A 17,698-nucleotide genomic window follows, 5' to 3' on the forward strand; every position below is an offset into this window, starting at 1 on the left:
CTAGTGTTTTTATAAAACTACTTTGAAAGTTTAAGAGAAGGTCCATCCTCGGATGGGCTTTTTTATGTTTATGGGAAACTAGCGTGATAGATTATGAATGGAATTTCCGAACGTAAGATGGACAAGCCGCATAATATATAGCAAGTCCGAAACCCTCTTAAATGAAGCGGGCTTAATATGATAGAGAGGGGGAAAAGCAATGATCAACTGGAAAGTGCGTTTTAAGAATCCTACGTTTATATTCACGGTACTCCTTCCTGGGCTTTTAATATTGGCGCAGATGATTGCCGCTTTCATAAACAATTTCATTACCCCTATAGGCTTTACCATTACTGATGATGCATTGAACGGGGCTTTAGGCATCATTAACTTCATAGCGCTTACATTCTTTGGGGTCGGCGGTGTGGTCGATCATACAACTAAAGGTCTAAGCGACAGTGAAAATGCCCGACAATACGAGGAGCCTAAGTAATGGACATTATTCTTTCATCTATTGAAGAGTAGAATATACCAGATAACACCGTTACTTGCTACACAACGGCGTTATCTGGTTATTTGTTTTTTTGGCAGAGATAATGATTGCGGAAAATGATTTTGGTCTAAAAACCGAAATGCAACATACATTTAAAATTGTGGTTCATTTTCAGTTTGGGGAGGAAAAAGAATGAGTTATAGTTTACCAGTTTCAAAATGGTTTGCAGCCATAGTTTTAATCGGGGCATTATTGATGGCATTCATTTTCAGTCCGGCTAATGCTTCAGCCTCTATCAATTATGGTGATGAAGTTGCCGCTTTGGCAAAGAAGCAGGTTGGAAGCAAATATAAATATGGGGGGACGACTCCAAAAGGGTTTGATGCTAGCGGTCTTACCCAGTATGTATATAAAAATGCCGCAACAGAAATGAAGATTCCGAGAACGAGTGCGGAACAGTATAAAACCGGAAAGGCCGTGAAGCAAAAAGATTTAAAAGCGGGCGATTTGGTCTTCTATGCGACAGGTAAGAAAGGGCAGGTCTCTTTTGTAGGAATCTATTATGGAAATGGTACATTTGTCGGGACCACCACCAAAGGGGTCAAGGTGGTCAAAATGAGTGATAATTATTGGAAGGAAAAATATATAGGGGCAAAACGAGTCATTAAGTAACAATCTGATGTTCATATGAAAAAGTCCTGCAAAAAAGAGCATCGCAAACCGATGCTCTTTTTGCTGGTCATATCCGGGGGTCATTCATTCAATGATGATATCGGTTAAAACAACGTTGCCATTACGAACTTTTACGACGGCCACTGAAGGATTGGCCAATGCGTCCTTCTCCATTTCCTTTGCCTTTTCTTCGGATGCGAAATAATTGTCCAGACCGTATCTGATTTGAATGGTTTCAGCATTTTGCAGGTCATATGGGATTTCCAATTCCCCTTTTAGGTAAACGCCTTTGCCGGGTTTTTCTTTCGTTACGTAATCGACAACGTATAGTCCATCAGTGTTTTGTTTTAAACGTACATATACCTTTTTATAATCACCCATATTTCTTGTATTGAACCCGGTTTTAATCGAGTCATCGACTTGTGATGGCTTAACTGATTCAATTTCGTATTTCAAAGCCACATAGCTTCCCCTAAACAAATCAGTCGGGTCGACCGGGGCAGTTTTGATCTTGATTACATCTCCTGTCATTGTTGTCCAGACCGGAGGAAACGCCAAGACTAACAGAATCAAGACTGGAATGGAAAATACGATGAGTGGCCGGAATGATGGATTACTCATTGAGTTCCCCTCCTTTTTTTCGTTGATTTTCAAAGAAGAAGCCAAAACCGATAAGCATGATTCCACCAATGATGAATGTAAGTGATTTTGGCAGGAAGTCAAAGGAGTAGATGTAATATCTGAAAATCAGTGCACATATTATCACGATGCTGGTCAAACTGCCTTTTAGAATGAGATAAAGCAGAAAAACGAAATAAGCTAAAGGAAACCAGATTGAAAAATCAAAGGTAAGGAAGAGTGCGGTAATACCATGTAAGATATGCCCTTGTATGTGTGTGATGTTCTGCAATTTTGATCTTACCGGAATATAGGCAAGCACGATTCCCAATACAAACAGAATGGAAAGGACAATCGTATTCGATTTTTCAAAACCCAGCTTCGGCACGAATTCCATAAGAAATAAGGCAATTGTATTGATGGCTAAAGCGTTAATGAAAAAGGTCAGATATTTAGGGTAATCGAATTTCTTTAACAGAATGTATAAAGCCGGTAGAAATATAAGAATGGCAAGCGGATAAGACGTTTCATCAACGAATATACTTCCGTTAATATAAATGAAAAGCAGGAAAGATGTAAAAAGGAGAACAAAGACATCCTTCAAATAGTAACCAATGAATACCGTACCGATCGCCCATAATAAAAAGGAACTGTTGAAATTGATGCTGATGTTAAACATCTGCTCGATTAGAAAAATCCCTGCACCAAAAATCAGAATACCTGCATAATGTAGACTTCGTGCCGTTTTGGGCAAGCGTGCCTGCACCTTCACACCAGCAAAGTTCACTCCGATGAGGCATGCAATGATAAGCAGGAATTTAACCGCTTTACTTAAATAGATCCAGTTACTGGCTACGAAGGTCAATACGCCTAAACCTAAAAGAAGTGCCCCAATTGATAATAGAATAGTGATGAAGTTCAATTTACCTTTTACATCATAGGAACCTAACATCCTCACTTTCTCTTGCTGGGAGATGACTCCTTCCTTTTCAAGGTAATTAAATTCATGTTCAAGAAATTCGAATTGCTTTTTTGTTATTTCTTTGTTGGCCAAAGTAACTCCTCCTTCCACATTTTACTATTATACATCGTATTCTCTTGCAGCTTTGAATATAATGTTAATTTTCTTCTACCCTAATAGGAATGATGTAGTACAAAAAAAACAGTACCTTGCAATAAACAGTACCGTGTGGTAAATTATTTACATAAGATGTATTGTTCGGTGTTCAGTACTGTTTATTGAACTATACTAAAAGACTCTTGGAAGGAGTGATGGTGCTATGAATGTACAATTTAAGAAAGGTGTCCTGGAACTATGTGTCCTGGTCTTACTGGATAAGCAGGATCGCTATGGATATGAACTTGTCCAAAAGATTTCGGATCAAATTGAAATATCGGAAGGGTCGGTATATCCACTTTTACGACGCTTGACGAAGGAGGAGTATTTTACGACATATTTGCAAGAATCAACAGAAGGGCCTCCGCGCAAGTATTATAAATTAACGGACAAAGGCCGGAGATACCTTCAAGAGCTGCTGACGGAATGGAATGAATTTTCCAATGGGGTCAATCAATTAATCAAGGAAGGTGTGAACCAATGAATAAAGAACAATTTTTAAAACAATTGAATGCCTCTTTAACCAGACTTTCCTTAGAGGAACGGGAAGATATCCTTCAAGATTACGAAGAGTATTTCGAAATTGGAATGGAAGAAGGGAAGTCAGAGCAGGAAATCTCCAAATCTCTAGGGAATCCTAAACAGATTTCCAAGGAACTGATGGCATCCTATCATCTTGGTCAGGTCGAACAAACGACTTCGGCAGGTAATGTAATGCGGGCGGTTTGGGCAGTCATTGGTTTGGGATTCTTTAATTTAGTGATCGTTTTGGGACCATTAGTAGCATTGATTGGAGTTGTCATTGCAGGATGGGCTTCGGCGATCGCGTTCATTCTTGCTCCGTTTGGCGTTCTTTTTAACCTTGCGATAGGTAACTTTCAATTATTCGATCTTTTCTTCGCATTGGGACTATGCGGGATTGGCATTTTCATTGCCATGGGATTGTTTGTCGCGACGAACGCTTTAACTAAAGGATTCATTCGCTATTTAAAATATAACGCTTCCCTTGTGAAAGGCGGTTTGAAAAATGATTAATGTAAAAAAATTATCGATCATTGCACTTGTATTGTTACTGGTCGGAGTAATAGGAAGTCTGTTTACGTTTTCCCAAGTGACGAATAAGGAAACGACTACAGAGGAAAAAACGATTTCGGAGATCATGACGGACATTCAGATCGACACTGACAATGCAGCTGTAGAAATCGTTCCAACGAAGGATAAGGAGACCAGGATAGAATTGGTCTCAAAAGGGATGGATGTTTCCAAGTTGGATTTCACTGCCGATGTGGAAGGGAAGAAGCTTTCGGTACAATTAAAAGATCGACGTACCTTTAGCTTTGGTTTTCATATTCAATCCTTACATTTAAAGGTGTATGTGCCTGATGAATCTTATAAATCCTTTGTCGTCGAATCTGATAATGGAAAATTGCAAATATCAGGATTGAAAAGTGAAAATCTGAATGTGAAATCTCAAAATGGCCGGGTAGAATTAAATGATATAATAACCGAAAAAGTTGAAGTGAAATCTGCTAATGGAAAAGTAAATCTTAATAATGTGGAGGGAAAACTGGTTGGGTCATTGAATAACGGTAAAATTACATTGTTCACGAAAGACTTGGATAGGGAGATCGACTTCAAAAGTAATAATGGTAAAATCATGATCAAAACGGAGAATGAACCGACAAATACAACTTTCGATGTTCATGTTGACAATGGGGGAGTGGATATCCTTGGTAAGTATGAGGGCGATACTGTCATTGGCAAAGGTGAAAACTTAGTGAAATTGGAAACGAATAATGGGAAAATCGAAGTAACGAAATAGTCGTGAAGCATAAAAAAGCCGATCCAATTGGGATCGGCTTTTTTCAATTATGCGGCCATTTCATCTTCATGAACAGCAGGTGTTTTATAATAATGCCAATTTAGAAATGAACCATAAACAGAAGCCTATATTTGTTGGAACAAAGTACTGACTGGCTGGAGAGGAATAGACGAGTTTCCGATAATAGAGTTTTAGATGTTTAGAATTATAATACGAAAAGGGAAATTATGTTAAAAGTAATGAGTGTAAGTCCGCCATCAAATCTAAGGAAAAGATTTTAATGAAAATGACTTCAAAAGTTTGGGGGCCCACATCAGTTTGTCATATGGGCATGCTTACCGGTCGCATTCCAAAGGGAATATGGATAGCTTATTCATGGAAGCGGATCAAAAAATGTTTCAAGATAAACGGCGAAAAAAAGAACAGAAACTCGTTCGGGCGGGTAGATGAAAGATATGGGATACAATAAGATAGGGCAAGGTAATCCTACCATTCCTCACTAGCAGAATGGTTGATACGTGGGTGGTTTAATGGAATTTTGAAATAAAACAATTCGTTGTAAGAATGATGAATAGAAAGCCTGGCGAACTTACATTGTTAGTTTGCATAAGGAAGGTAAGTGGACGGAAACGAACATATCGGCATTTTGTTATGAAGGGGGAGCCCAGTGTCATACTGGGCTTTTATTTATATATATATATTTAGGTATACGAAATAAATCATTCGCTTATTTTAACCAATTTTAGTAAACTGGCAATGACTATTTTAATTAGAAGGTGAAGGGATATGAAGGAAACCTTAGTGGATGAACGGGTAAGAGGGACTGATAAAATCTGGACACGTGATTTCATCATGATCTGTTTGGCAAATATGTGCATCTTCATGGGGTTTCAAATGACGATGCCGACCCTCCCGCTGTTTGTAGAACAGCTTGGCGGTGACGACCGCCTGGTAGGGGCTGTCCTTGGAATCTTCACTTTTTCGGCCTTGCTTGTTCGGCCAATTGCCGGCAGATTATTGGAGACTAAGGGAAGGCGCATCGTTTTTTCTGCCGGATTAGCCATTTTTGCATTGTCCGTGGGTTCCTTCGGGTTTATGGGGAGCATCGGCCTGTTATTTCTGATGCGGATTGTACAGGGCGTCGGCTGGGGATTTTCTTCAACGGCATCAGGAACGATTGCTTCCGATATAATCCCTGCGAAACGGCGTGGCGAGGGGATGGGGTATTATGGATTATCGGGTAACTTAGCACTGGCATTCGGGCCATCATTGGGTCTTTTTCTAGTTACGGTCCTTCCGTTTCAAGAATTGTTTTTGATTTGCTCATTATTAGGTTTGTTTGCCATCATTGCAGCATCACTTATTCGGTATCAAAAAGTGGAAAGTGATCCTTCGGCGGCTTTCAGAGCCAAAAGGTTTGATATATATGAAAAAAGTGCCCTTCAGCCATCTTTGCTCATTTTCTTCATCTCCGTTACATTTGGTGGAATTGCAACCTTCCTTCCCCTATATACAGCGGAAAAAGGTGTAGATGGCATTCAGTGGTATTTTTTAGTATATGCAATGGCCCTCATGGTCACGAGATTATTCGCGGGTCGATTATATGACCGAAGGGGACACCGAGCCATATTCGTGCCTTCAACATTACTCATCATGGCTGGGATGCTGCTGCTTGCGTGGATGCCGAGTGAAGCGGTCCTTTTCATTGCGGCAATGCTTTATGGATTTGGATTCGGTTCTGTTCAGCCGGCGCTTCAGGCATGGTCGATTGAGAAGACGGCACCCAATCGGAAGGCGATGGCGAATGCAACATACTTTTCATTTTTCGATCTTGGAGTGGGCATAGGTGCCATCGTGTTCGGGCAAATAGGCTTCCTCTTCGGCTATAGGAGCATCTATATCACGGCAGCCGCCTCGATTTTCATCTCAATGATCGTTTATTTATGCATCATCAGGAGCGAGGATAAAGTAAAATCAATGGAAAGACGTTGAATGGCTTCAATAGAAGTCATTCTTTTTTTGAGTCAGGAGGAACACCACTGGCTTCCTTGTTTCATCAGTGTATCATCCTTAATATATAAAAAATGGAAAAACTTTGTTATTATCAAAAAGAGAATATACATAAGATGATAGAAGGTCTATTTGAAGGAAGGGGAATCTTGGGATGAATGATTCTTCAAACGAAGAAATGACATTAGAAAGAAGGAAGCGTATTTTCCAAGAAGAGCTGGATGTTTTATGGGAAAGGCGGCTCATCCCTAAATCAGAATATATCCGGATTAGCAGGGCATACAATCGGCATTTCCAATTAGCCCTCCATAAACAAAAGCGCTTAGGGCATGAAAAAAAGAAATCCATCCAAGGACAAGAAACGATTATCGGTGAAAGTGCCGAGGTGAGGGTACAAGATAGCCTGATTGAAGAATCTTCATTCAAATTACGTGAATCTAGTGGAGTGAACGAATCGATAACGAAAGATGAGAAGACCTCGTATGAAACTAATGAATCAGTTTTCGAGGAAAGTCTTGAACCTTTCAAGGATATCACTGATAGGAAACCTGTTATTCAAAAGCAGGCCATCAAGCGGGAGAAACCGGTAAAACCGGCAAAGCCGAAGAAAACACCTGAGCAAATCAGGGAACGGAATATCTCAGTCATCCTTCTCACCGGGGTCATATTGCTTCTGTTCGGCGGGTTGATTTTAGCAACTTCCTCATGGGGAGATCTGAATGCGGTCCTGAAAGTTTTCTTCATTGGAATGGTATCCGTCATTTTTGCAGGAATGGCCTTCATCGCTTCAAAGCTGAAAATTGAACAGACAGCTTTTGCATTCCTGACGCTAGCGGGTTTATTCATTCCGATTACGATTTTATCAGCTTCATATTATCGGATTTTTGGAGAGTACCTTTCACTTAATGGTGGAGGGAAGGGGCTTTTGGGTTTTTTTGGGGGATTACTTTGTTTAGCGATTTATTGTAAGATTGCTGACTACTTTAAGTCGAAAATATTCATTTTCATTTCGATATTCACGTTTGGCATTACCTGCTATTTCGGATTGGCCTTTGTGACGCCGACTATCGAGTGGATGTTTTTGGCGATTGGCATTCTTAATTTAATACTATTATGGAATATCGAGCAATTGAAAAATCAAAAAGCATTAACGTTATTCAAACCATTCATTTTTCAATTCATCCAGTTTAAGATCATCGTGGAAGCCTTTGTGATCCTGACGTTATTTTCAAGTAACTTGGTGTACTCGCTAACGTTGATGGTCTTTTCTGTGTTATTTTTAATTTTTTCGGTCAAATTCCAAAAAAAATATTATGAAATGGCTTTTAGCGCCGTTTTCACGTATGGATATATCCATTTAATCTTTAACTCATTTTTAAGTGAATATATGATCATTGCTTTTGCACTTGTACCAATCATTTTTACAATGCTATCGAAATATCTGGCTAAATCCAAAATGACTAAGCTTTCCAAGAACTTCATGTTCACCAGTTTGATTGAAAGCGGGATCGTTTTCTTATATAGTAACGCGATGGTGTACCAGGAGAACTATGCGCAAATATTCATCGTACTCATGATAGTATCCGCTCAGCTTGTCCATGTTTCCCTTCATTCGAGAAATTCAAGCTTCACGTACCCGGCTGTTGTTGTTTTCGACTTAGCGTTCCTGTATCTTTTCTTTGCCATGCCAGTCTCTTTTTCTACCATTTTAAATCTTGTTTTCGTTCTTCAGGTCATTCAATATGTTGGAGTATATTTATATAACCGTCACCCAAGGTACAGCCTTTTTAAAAAGAGTATCTTACTTATCTCCCCAATGATCATGTTAGTGATACTGACCAGTAAATTGAGCGAAATGGATTGGCTTGCAGTTAGTGCTGCGTTCGCCATGATCTCGGGGCTTTTCTTCATCACATATATAAAAGACGAATCAAAGCATATGAAGGAAAACGCCATATACGGATTTCCAATCACTTTCGTACTGGCTTTGGTTGCTCTCTATCCATATTTGTTGGAGGGTTTAGGGTGGGTCCGATCAAATATAATGCTCAGCGTCTATTTAATGGGGGTTTCACTGATTTCCATCGGTGCAGCTTACACATTTAAAAAGGGATATTATAAATTTTTTCCTGTTTTTGCATATTGCGCACAGATCCTCTCCTTCCTTTCCTTGGTATCGATTCCATTCGATTCACTGAAGCCTTTGGAGGAAAGCGGAGTCATTGCCATAGCTACGGCAATAAACGGCTGGTCCGTCCATATACATCGGAAGCACATATTCTGGGTGCCTGTCGTGATTACAAGTGCCAGCCTATATGCTTCACTCTACGATGTTTTTGATTTGAGTTCAATGGTATTGAAGATTGCGTTTGTGCTGCTAGGTCCTATTATCTTTTTCCTTTTAGGAGAAGGGCTTGGGAAATATTCGAAGAAAGGGAAATTGTACTTCCAATATACTAGTCACCTTGCCAATTTACTGGCGATTCCCGTTGGATATTTGCTCATTGTTAATACGGAAAGTTCACCATCCCTATTTGCTGCACAACTGTTGATTTATATTTTGAGTGCTTTAAGGGCACATGTGAAATGGGAAAAATACGTTTTTACGTACCTAGGTTTTTCAGCCCTTTTCCTGCAGGTCCATTTATTTTTTGCAAACGTGGGGCAAATGGCATTCATTACATCAATATCCATGATGATTACAGCAGGACTCATAACCATTCTGTGGTCGGTTTCCAATAAGAATTGGAAAGGAATCATGGAGTATTATCTTATTCCGTTCATTCATATAGGAATAAGCATTTCCATATTGGAAACGGCAATCCGGGATCTTCCGCTTAACAGGGAATTGGTCTGGGTAGGAGTGATGACTGTACAGTTCTTGTTTGCCTGGTATCTGCTCATGAAAAGGAATTGGCGGAACTATGTTGTGGTTCCTCTAAGCCTGGCGTTCATCTTCTATAATATGTATGTAAATACAATACCTTTGGTTATGGCGATTATCGTATTGCTTGTATGCATGACTGTGATGGTGATGGCTAGCAGACGCCATTTCAATGGATTGGTCAACCAAGATGGAACGAAGACAGTCATTGATTATTATCGGATTTTTGGCTTGTTATATCTGTGCACTCTGAATCTGGAAGTGTTTATGAGCGATACAGGTTTTGCAATTTTGGGGATTTTTGTTTCCCTGCTGTTGCCTAGCTACTTCATCCTTATGGGAAGATTCACGATCCATACGAAAGAAAAAAGCATTAACTCACGAATAGCGGCCATCATCGGACTTTTCCCGTTCATCAATATCATAGACTTTGCCCATGCACTCCCAGTCGTCACGAGTTTGGCAGTTCTTTTTGGCTGTATGGCAGGAATGTTGTTGTTAAGCAGGCTGTATTCCAAATGGTTACTCAAGAAAAATGGATCAGGAATCGTCAGCTTTGATCCTTTCAGTATCTATGGTTTATTCTTTTTGATCGATATGAATGTGGAGGTTTTTAATGATACTAAATATCAGTTACTCCAAGTCTTTGTATCGCTTCTGTTAACCGCTTATTTCATTTTCCTGAGAAACTTGACAGCGGAAAAGCCAGAAAGGAAAATCTATTCCAATATTGCTGCTCTAGTCAGTCTGTATCCCTTCCTAAACATCGTCGGCTATGCCGACAGCCTATCGGTTGTAAAGGGATTGATGTTCCTTTTCGGCTGGATGTCAGCGATGCTGCTTTTAAGCCGGCGTTATTTCGATGGTTTAATCAAAAAGGAAGAAACAGGTATTACCATCGATGCATACAGGATATATGGCCTGCTGTTTTTACTTGCCATGAATAGGGGAATTCCAGTAACTGAATCATCAAGCCAGTTACTCCAGGTTGTCGTCTCGCTCTTGATCACGGTTTACTTCATCTTGATTGGAAGTTTCACAAAGGATGTAAAAGAAAAGGGCATCTACGTTTGGCTGACGGGAATTCTCAGTTTGTATCCGTATTGGACCATCACCATCTACGCGGACACATTACAGCCTTTCGTTGGGGCGGCAGTCCTTTTTGGGTGTACGGCCGTGATGGTACTGTTAAGCAGGAAATTCTTTAAAGGCTTGCTGTATAAAGACGGGGCAGGACTTCAATTGGATTTTTACAGAGTCTATGGTCTGCTGTTTCTTCTTGCCATGAACATGGATGTTTTGACGGAAGGACCAGCACATTTCATTTTGGAAATCTTCGTGGCACTTCTGATTCCGGCCTATTTCTTTTTGATGAGAAGCGCGACTACAGGAACGTTGGAAAGAAACTCCCAGATGGCTGCAGCGATATTGTTCAGTCTATATCCGTATTGGGTCATTGTCGGTCAGCTCACGATACCTCCTGTACTTGAAGAGGAGGTGAACATTCTGCCGCTGTTCATTGTCAGCACCACTCTGCTGAGGAAAATCTTTGTTAAAGGCAAAATCACACAATATATCGAGAGTGGTATTGTTTTCCTCTTGTTTTCAGCCTTGATCATTGATGCAATGGCAGGAAACACCTTATATGATGCTCTCATTATCGGCACGGTGTCATTGGCAGCAATGCTCTTTGGATTCATGATGAAATACAAATCCTATTTCATCGCTGGAACTGGGACCATTTTATTCAATGTCTATATGAATACCAATTCGATGTGGGGCGAGATGCCATGGTGGCTGTATTTAATCATCGGCGGAGCGCTGCTTATCGGAATTGCATCTTTCTTTGAATGGAAAAAACAAAAAGACAACCGGACATCGAAGGAGGTTCTTGAGAAAAATAAACAAAGGATCAAGAATTGGTTCAATCGGTGGAATTAATGAAGAAGGAAATGAAATGCGTCAGATGCCCAATCTCTTAACCTTGGAAAAAAAATTCAAAGGAAATCTCAAAAAGGGGTTCGGAATTTATAAATTCCGAACCCCTTTTGTCTACAAACTGAGAGCACTTAAAAACTCTCTTTCTCTTTTTCTGATTTTTTTAATTCCTCTTCCTAAACATGAATTTCCATTTCCCACTGATCTATATTAGTTTGCAGAACATTAATTAAAAATGGCGAAAGGACATTTCTGTATTTTTCCAATTGGTTTCGCTCGATTTTCAGTTAAGCCTAGTATTTTTTTTCTTATTTTCCATATTTGCTTATATAAAAACTGGTCTGAATTTTCGTATCTCATTATCATATCAAGTTTATATGCTTGTGCATACAAACTGAAACGCTTTAGAAGCTCAAGAGGAACAAGAACTGCATGAAGAACAGCTTGAAGACGAATCAGAACTGCTGTCATGGGAACCGTTATGACCACCATGATCGGCATGGCCGGATCCAAAGGAAACTGTGTTCGATTCATTCCCGAAAATATCTTTAAATTCGCTGTCAAAATCATCAGTGCTTGCATAAGTGAAATAGGCAGGAGCTGCGTAGTCCGTCTGTTCGTACGTTTTCCGCCAATTCAATTCTGTCATGGGGCGATTTTCTTTAAATCGGGAAGTGAAAGATTCAAAGGTCCGTTCCGCTTGCATACTTGTCGGTTTCCGCATATATTTCTCTTTTAACTGCTCCAGCTCCAACGTTTCAAAGTCGCAGAGAAGCGTTTGCCCTTTATCATGTTTGAAAAATTTGCCCCATTTTTGAATGGAATGGGAATCCACGGTAAATAGCTGTACATAGTAAAAGTCAAAAAGAGTGCGTTCTTCAGGTTTGAAAACAGGTCCTGAATGAGGATGGTGGTGAATGGTCCTACCGATGAAAGATTGGCAAAACTCATCATATTCCCGTCTATCTTTCAGCATGATATGCCACAACTCATCGATGACTGAATTAAACATTTCAATTTTTCCAAACACTGCAGCCATAATCAAGTAGCGTTTCAATTCACGCCATGCCTGATTGACCTTTATCTGTGAGTCCCGTGGATGCTTCAGGCGGAATTCAGTATTGACCTTTTCCATATAATTGAAATCCAGTGCTTTATTAAGCTTTTCTATCAATGCTTCTGAAACGATTTCCGTTGCATGCAGATCTAAAGTTTCAGAATGGTATTTACGGAATTCATTTTGATAGCGTTCTAATTTAGCCGGTTCACTTAGCCCTTTAACGAAATTGACCAGGAAAACAGCAAAAATTGCCGCAAGAATGACATAAAAGAAAGTCATTTTTGTCCACTCCTCTTAATATATGGATATATTACTTTAATATTATCTTACATGTTATTGGAAGGGATTGTAAGTTTTTTGCCTAAAATGTTCCATTTAAGGAACTCGATTAAGCTGTGGTCGTTGCATGCCAACACCCTGAAACGGTTTCGTCCTTTGCTTGTCATGCAAGGGATTTTCAATCAAAAACCAAGCACTTCAAATAATGCTTCATATCTAGTATAGTTAGAGAGGAAAAGGGGTGAAGGCATGTACTTGACAGTAAAAGAGACTGCGGAATATCTATCGATGCCGGAATCTTATATAGAAAGTTTGATCGTTCAAAATAAAATTCGTACCGTTCATGATGGTGAGCAGCATTTGATTTTTAAAGATCAATTTAATATGCATTTTGAACAGATGGAGAAGTATAAGAAGGATTTAGCGGATTATTATAACGAACCCATCCCCGAAGATATCGATGTGAAGGATGAAGATTAGCATCTGCCGATTTGGCAGATGTTTTTTCATGCAGAAATGGCTTGGGGTAAAAGATTGAATTTTCTAAAAAGTCTATAACGGCGTCTCCATCATGGGTTTTACTGATCATTCAAATAATTTTGTTGTCAATTGAAGGTAATTGTAGTAGAATTCCTCAATTCCGTGTAAAATGAAAGGTAAAGGAATTATCACGGCAGAACGGTAGTTAGGAGATAGGTAAGTGGTAAAAGAGTATTTGCAAAGCGAAGGTTTTTCAAGGTTAATTACATTAATTGTGTTAGTCCTCTTTTTAATAAGCATCGGTAGTATGGTTAATATCGTGTTATTCACATTTGTTTTCACTTTCTTGATGGGAAGACTGGAGCAATTTATCATGTTTCGGCTGAATAAAGTGATGCATATCAACTCCAAGGTTGTTATAAGCTTTTTATATGTAGTCGTCATTTCTTGTTTAGCCATCGTACTTTATAAATATCTACCGGTCATTACGCTGCAATTCACGGAATTAGTGACACAGATCGTTTTCTTCTTTCAACATCCACCAGATAGTAGGGTCATTCAATATGCCATTAATATAATGAACGAGCTGGAATCGCCGCTCGATCTTCAAAAACAGATGAATACACTCTATCTGTATATATCCGATTTCGGTAAACTGGCATTTCAAATTTTCATTTCCATGTTGCTTAGTCTATTTTTCTTATTGGAAAAAGATAAAATCATTCGTTTCACTTCTAAATTCAAGCGGGCCAAATTTAAATCTTTCTTTATAAACTTAAGCCACTTTGGCGTCAAATTCATCAATTCATTCGGAAAGGTTATTGAGGTCCAGTTCTTGATAGCCATCACGAATGCTGTCCTATCTGTCACTTTCTTATGGATTCTTGGCTTCCCGCAGTTGCTCGGTCTAGGGATCATGATTTTCTTCCTGGGTTTGATTCCGGTTGCAGGGGTCATCATCTCCCTCATTCCACTTAGCATGATTGCCTATAGTATCGGCGGCATGCCCAAAGTGATTGCTGTATTTATCATGATTGTTGTGATCCATGCAATTGAAAGCTATATTTTAAATCCGAAATTCATGTCGGCAAAAACAAATCTTCCAACATTTTTCACCTTCATCATCCTATTGTTTTCCGAGCATTTCCTTGGGATATGGGGATTGATCATCGGAATACCGATCTTCATCTTCCTGTTGGATATGTTGGATATTGAAGAGGGGAATATGGAAGTCACATAATATTCATTTGAGCAGCAGCCACGCTAATATGGCCGCTGCTTATTTTTGTTCTATTAAACCTTTGAAAGATGGCGCTAACTGTTTTCAATATAATATCCATTAATTCGAGTAAAGGGGAAAAGGGTGCACCTTTCCTTATTAGAGCATAGTTGCGTTTTTGATTTACCGAGTTAATTGATTAAAATTTTATTTTACTAAAGTTATGTATCGACTTTTTATTGCATAAAAAAACAAATAAACGTATAATATTCTTAAAAGAATATACTGAAAGTTCTCTAAAGTTAGATTTATCTGATTTTTTAAAAAAAAGAGAGTTTACGAGAGAGAAGAGGGGATTATTTTGAAAAAGGTTTCTTTTTTAGTGTTTGCCATGGTTGCTTCTTTGTTACTAGTCATGACAGGATGCGGGAAGGGTAAGGAAGTCTCGACAACTGGTAAAGAAGAAGAGTCCAATGGGAAAACACTCAGGATCGTGACGGACGCCAACTATGCCCCATTTGAATATCTTGAAGGAGATAAAATTGTAGGATTCGATGTTGATTTCATCAAGGCCGTTGCAAAAGAAGCGGGTTATGAAGTTAAATTGGAAACTGTTGGTTGGGATCCGATTTTTGTTGAAATCGAAGGTAAGAGAGCGGATGTCGCCATATCTGCGATTACAGTGAATGACGAAAGAAAACAATCTTATGACTTCTCTGTTCCGTATTTCTTATCCACAAACAAGATTCTCGTTCCTGAGAATAGTGATATAAAATCAGGAGATGAATTGAAAGGAAACGTCATTGCCGTTCAGACTGGTACTACTGGACAGGAAGCGGTAGAGAAACTCCTTGGAAAGAATCACAAGGATATCAAAAAATTCGAAAATAATAACCTGGCCATTCAGGAATTACTAAAAGGCGGAGCTTCGGCTGTCGTAGCTGATAATACGGTTGTGGAAGAATATGTTAAAAATAACCCCGATCAAAAACTGAAAGTCGTTGAAGATAGCAAAAGCTTCAATGAGGAGTTTTATGGTCTTATGTTCCCAAAAGGCAGTGATTTGAAATCGGAGTTCGATAAAGCCGTGAATGCCATTTATGAAAATGGGAAATATGCAGAAATCTATAAAGTGTGGTTTGGTACTGATCCAGATATTGAAACGTTGAAAGCACAACAATAAAAACAAAAGGATAGTAAAAGATTGCGTAACTTTACGTGTGAAGTTACGCAGTTTTTTTGGTCTTAGGAGGGAAACAAAATGAGTTTTCGCTGGGATATTATTTTTGAATATGTTCCTTTCTTATTAAAAGGAACGTTGCTTACAATAGGGCTGTCGGTTTCCTCCATCCTCATCGGAACTTTTTTAGGGTTATTGATCGGTTTAGGGAAACTCATGAGAAACAAAGTGCTTGCCTTTCCATTTTACTGTTATGTCACGGTTTTTCGCGGAACACCGCTTTTAGTTCAAATCTTTTTAATCCATTTTGGAATTGTGCCCTTTTTTACCGGGGAAACGAATGCAGTTACTGCCGGTGTCATTGCTTTATCTTTAAATGCAGCCGCATATATTGCCGAAATTTTCCGGGCGGGCATTCAATCCATCGATAAAGGGCAAATGGAAGGGGCGCGTTCATTGGGAATGACTCATATCCAAACAATGATACATGTTATATTGCCTCAAGCTTTCAAAAGAATGATTCCTCCGTTAGGAAATGAATTCATCGTATTATTGAAGGATTCATCCCTGCTTTGTGTCATTGCTGCCCCGGAATTGATGTATTGGGGGAAAGCGATGGGGAGCCAGTACTTTAAAGTGTGGGAGCCATACTTGGCGTGTGCCTTCATCTATTTATTCCTGACCCTCATTTTAAGTTTCGTATTAAATAGACTCGAAAGAAGGTTGAAAACAGAATGATCAAGGTGGAGAATCTAAAGAAGTCATTTGGCGAAAATGATGTATTGAAAAATATCAATGCAATCGTTTCCCCACGGGAAGTAGTCGTGGTGATTGGTCCATCTGGGTCGGGTAAATCCACTTTCCTCAGGTGTATCAATCAACTTGAAACAATAACGGGTGGCCATATTTTCATTGAAGGGCTTGATACGACAGACAAGAAGGTCAATATCAATAAAGTCCGGACGGAAGTTGGCATGGTATTTCAGCATTTTAACTTATTTCCACATAAGACTGTTCTTGAGAATATAATGCTTGCGCCTATAAAGGTCCGCAAAATATCCAAAGAACAGGCTTCCCAAAGAGGGAGGGAGCTGCTTAAGAAAGTGGGACTTGCCGAGAAAGCGAACGCATATCCGGATTCATTATCGGGGGGACAAAAGCAACGCGTCGCAATTGCCAGGGCGTTGGCGATGGAGCCCAAAATCATGCTATTCGACGAGCCGACTTCCGCTCTAGATCCGGAAATGGTAGGTGAAGTTCTTGAGGTCATGAAGCAACTGGCTAAGGAAGGCATGACCATGGTAGTTGTGACCCATGAGATGGGGTTTGCAAAAGAAGTTGGAGATCGCGTGATTTTCATGGATGAAGGTTATATTATTGAAGAAAATATTCCAAGCGAGATTTTTAATAATCCCCAGCAGGAAAGAACTAAAGCCTTTTTGAGTAAAGTGCTTTAATTACACGTAAAGAAAAAAACCTTCCTTAATGGGAGGTTTTTTTTCGGAGCATATCAGGGGGCTTCATTTGATATAGGAAGCGCCTAAAAGCGATTCAGGGCTTTTACCGAGCACGAGCATACTGATTTTGGCATATCCAATATTTTTAAATTGGGAGAAGGTCTGAAGTAATACCTGGATATTCGGATCATCCTTTAACTTTTGAACTTCCTCTATATATAATCCGATAACGGAGGGCATAACGAATTCAGGGGTGTATTCGTTAGGGTTTTCATCCATGATTAATGTGCCCATAAATTGATATTTAAATTGAAGAGCCCGTGTTAAGGCAACGACATGGAGCAGTTTATTAAATAGTTCGGGGTATGAATATTTAATTTTCTCCAGAGCTGCTTCTGTTGCCTGTAACTCATCGACACTAGATAAAGTGATCATGAATATCTCCTTTTTAGAATATATTGAATCCATCAGCATTTACCGTGCTTTTTAC

16 protein-coding genes are annotated in these 17,698 nt (G+C 39.4%); 12 read left to right on the top strand and 4 right to left on the bottom strand.

Annotation, left to right across the window (positions count from 1 at the left end; genetic code table 11):
• Positions 1-199: 199 nt before the first annotated feature.
• Complete coding sequence (locus tag ACFX4I_RS18640; RefSeq protein WP_230300440.1) at positions 200-472, top strand: phage holin; 273 nt, start codon at positions 200-202, stop codon at positions 470-472.
• A 192-nt stretch (positions 473-664) separates the two neighbouring features.
• Positions 665-1,144 carry a C40 family peptidase gene (locus ACFX4I_RS18645; RefSeq protein WP_377422252.1) on the top strand — a complete coding sequence of 160 codons (480 nt, stop codon included), beginning with the start codon at positions 665-667 and terminating at the stop codon, positions 1,142-1,144.
• A gap of 84 nt (positions 1,145-1,228) precedes the next feature.
• On the opposite strand, the gene ACFX4I_RS18650 is transcribed toward ACFX4I_RS18645, so the two are convergent.
• The gene (locus ACFX4I_RS18650; protein WP_230300442.1) at positions 1,229-1,765 is read right to left on the bottom strand and encodes a GDYXXLXY domain-containing protein; all 537 of its coding nucleotides are present in this window, start codon (positions 1,763-1,765) and stop codon (positions 1,229-1,231) included.
• Positions 1,758-2,816: a DUF2157 domain-containing protein gene (locus tag ACFX4I_RS18655; protein ID WP_377422254.1), complete on the bottom strand. Its 1,059-nt coding sequence runs from the start codon at positions 2,814-2,816 to the stop codon at positions 1,758-1,760. The genes ACFX4I_RS18650 and ACFX4I_RS18655 overlap by 8 nt, the downstream gene beginning before the upstream one ends.
• Before the next feature lie 226 nt (positions 2,817-3,042).
• Between ACFX4I_RS18655 and ACFX4I_RS18660 the strand changes: the two genes are divergently transcribed.
• From ACFX4I_RS18660 to ACFX4I_RS18680, 5 genes are all read left to right on the top strand, one after another.
• Positions 3,043-3,363: a PadR family transcriptional regulator gene (locus tag ACFX4I_RS18660; RefSeq protein WP_061461705.1), complete on the top strand. Its 321-nt coding sequence runs from the start codon at positions 3,043-3,045 to the stop codon at positions 3,361-3,363.
• Complete coding sequence (locus tag ACFX4I_RS18665) at positions 3,360-3,914, top strand: DUF1700 domain-containing protein (protein WP_377422256.1); 555 nt, start codon at positions 3,360-3,362, stop codon at positions 3,912-3,914. The genes ACFX4I_RS18660 and ACFX4I_RS18665 overlap by 4 nt, the downstream gene beginning before the upstream one ends.
• Entirely contained in the window at positions 3,907-4,701 is a 795-nt protein-coding gene (locus ACFX4I_RS18670) for a DUF4097 family beta strand repeat-containing protein (RefSeq protein WP_377422258.1), read from the top strand. Before ACFX4I_RS18665 ends, ACFX4I_RS18670 begins: the two co-directional genes overlap by 8 nt.
• A gap of 786 nt (positions 4,702-5,487) precedes the next feature.
• Positions 5,488-6,693 (top strand): MFS transporter, encoded by a 1,206-nt coding sequence (locus tag ACFX4I_RS18675; RefSeq protein WP_377422260.1) that lies wholly within the window; start codon positions 5,488-5,490, stop codon positions 6,691-6,693.
• 172 nt (positions 6,694-6,865) lie between these two features.
• On the top strand, positions 6,866-11,536 hold the full coding sequence (locus ACFX4I_RS18680; RefSeq protein WP_377422262.1) for a hypothetical protein: 4,671 nt from the start codon (positions 6,866-6,868) through the stop codon (positions 11,534-11,536).
• A gap of 409 nt (positions 11,537-11,945) precedes the next feature.
• On the opposite strand, the gene ACFX4I_RS18685 is transcribed toward ACFX4I_RS18680, so the two are convergent.
• On the bottom strand, positions 11,946-12,872 hold the full coding sequence (locus tag ACFX4I_RS18685; protein ID WP_377422264.1) for a glycine-rich domain-containing protein: 927 nt from the start codon (positions 12,870-12,872) through the stop codon (positions 11,946-11,948).
• Positions 12,873-13,121: 249 nt separating this feature from the next.
• Here ACFX4I_RS18685 and ACFX4I_RS18690 point away from each other — a divergent pair, with 249 nt between their 5' ends.
• From ACFX4I_RS18690 to ACFX4I_RS18710, 5 genes are all read left to right on the top strand, one after another.
• Entirely contained in the window at positions 13,122-13,352 is a 231-nt protein-coding gene (locus ACFX4I_RS18690) for an excisionase family DNA-binding protein (protein ID WP_230300451.1), read from the top strand.
• A gap of 220 nt (positions 13,353-13,572) precedes the next feature.
• Complete coding sequence (locus tag ACFX4I_RS18695) at positions 13,573-14,592, top strand: AI-2E family transporter (protein ID WP_230300452.1); 1,020 nt, start codon at positions 13,573-13,575, stop codon at positions 14,590-14,592.
• Positions 14,593-14,932: 340 nt separating this feature from the next.
• The gene (locus tag ACFX4I_RS18700; RefSeq protein WP_377422266.1) at positions 14,933-15,754 is read left to right on the top strand and encodes a basic amino acid ABC transporter substrate-binding protein; all 822 of its coding nucleotides are present in this window, start codon (positions 14,933-14,935) and stop codon (positions 15,752-15,754) included.
• 78 nt (positions 15,755-15,832) lie between these two features.
• Positions 15,833-16,489 carry an amino acid ABC transporter permease gene (locus ACFX4I_RS18705; RefSeq protein ID WP_230300454.1) on the top strand — a complete coding sequence of 219 codons (657 nt, stop codon included), beginning with the start codon at positions 15,833-15,835 and terminating at the stop codon, positions 16,487-16,489.
• Entirely contained in the window at positions 16,486-17,208 is a 723-nt protein-coding gene (locus ACFX4I_RS18710; protein WP_230300455.1) for an amino acid ABC transporter ATP-binding protein, read from the top strand. The genes ACFX4I_RS18705 and ACFX4I_RS18710 overlap by 4 nt, the downstream gene beginning before the upstream one ends.
• Before the next feature lie 63 nt (positions 17,209-17,271).
• On the opposite strand, the gene ACFX4I_RS18715 is transcribed toward ACFX4I_RS18710, so the two are convergent.
• Entirely contained in the window at positions 17,272-17,643 is a 372-nt protein-coding gene (locus tag ACFX4I_RS18715; RefSeq protein WP_230300456.1) for a hypothetical protein, read from the bottom strand.
• Positions 17,644-17,698: the final 55 nt, after the last annotated feature.

The organism is Peribacillus sp. YIM B13472, assembly GCF_042788005.1.
Taxonomy (GTDB): domain Bacteria; phylum Bacillota; class Bacilli; order Bacillales; family DSM-1321; genus Peribacillus; species Peribacillus simplex_E.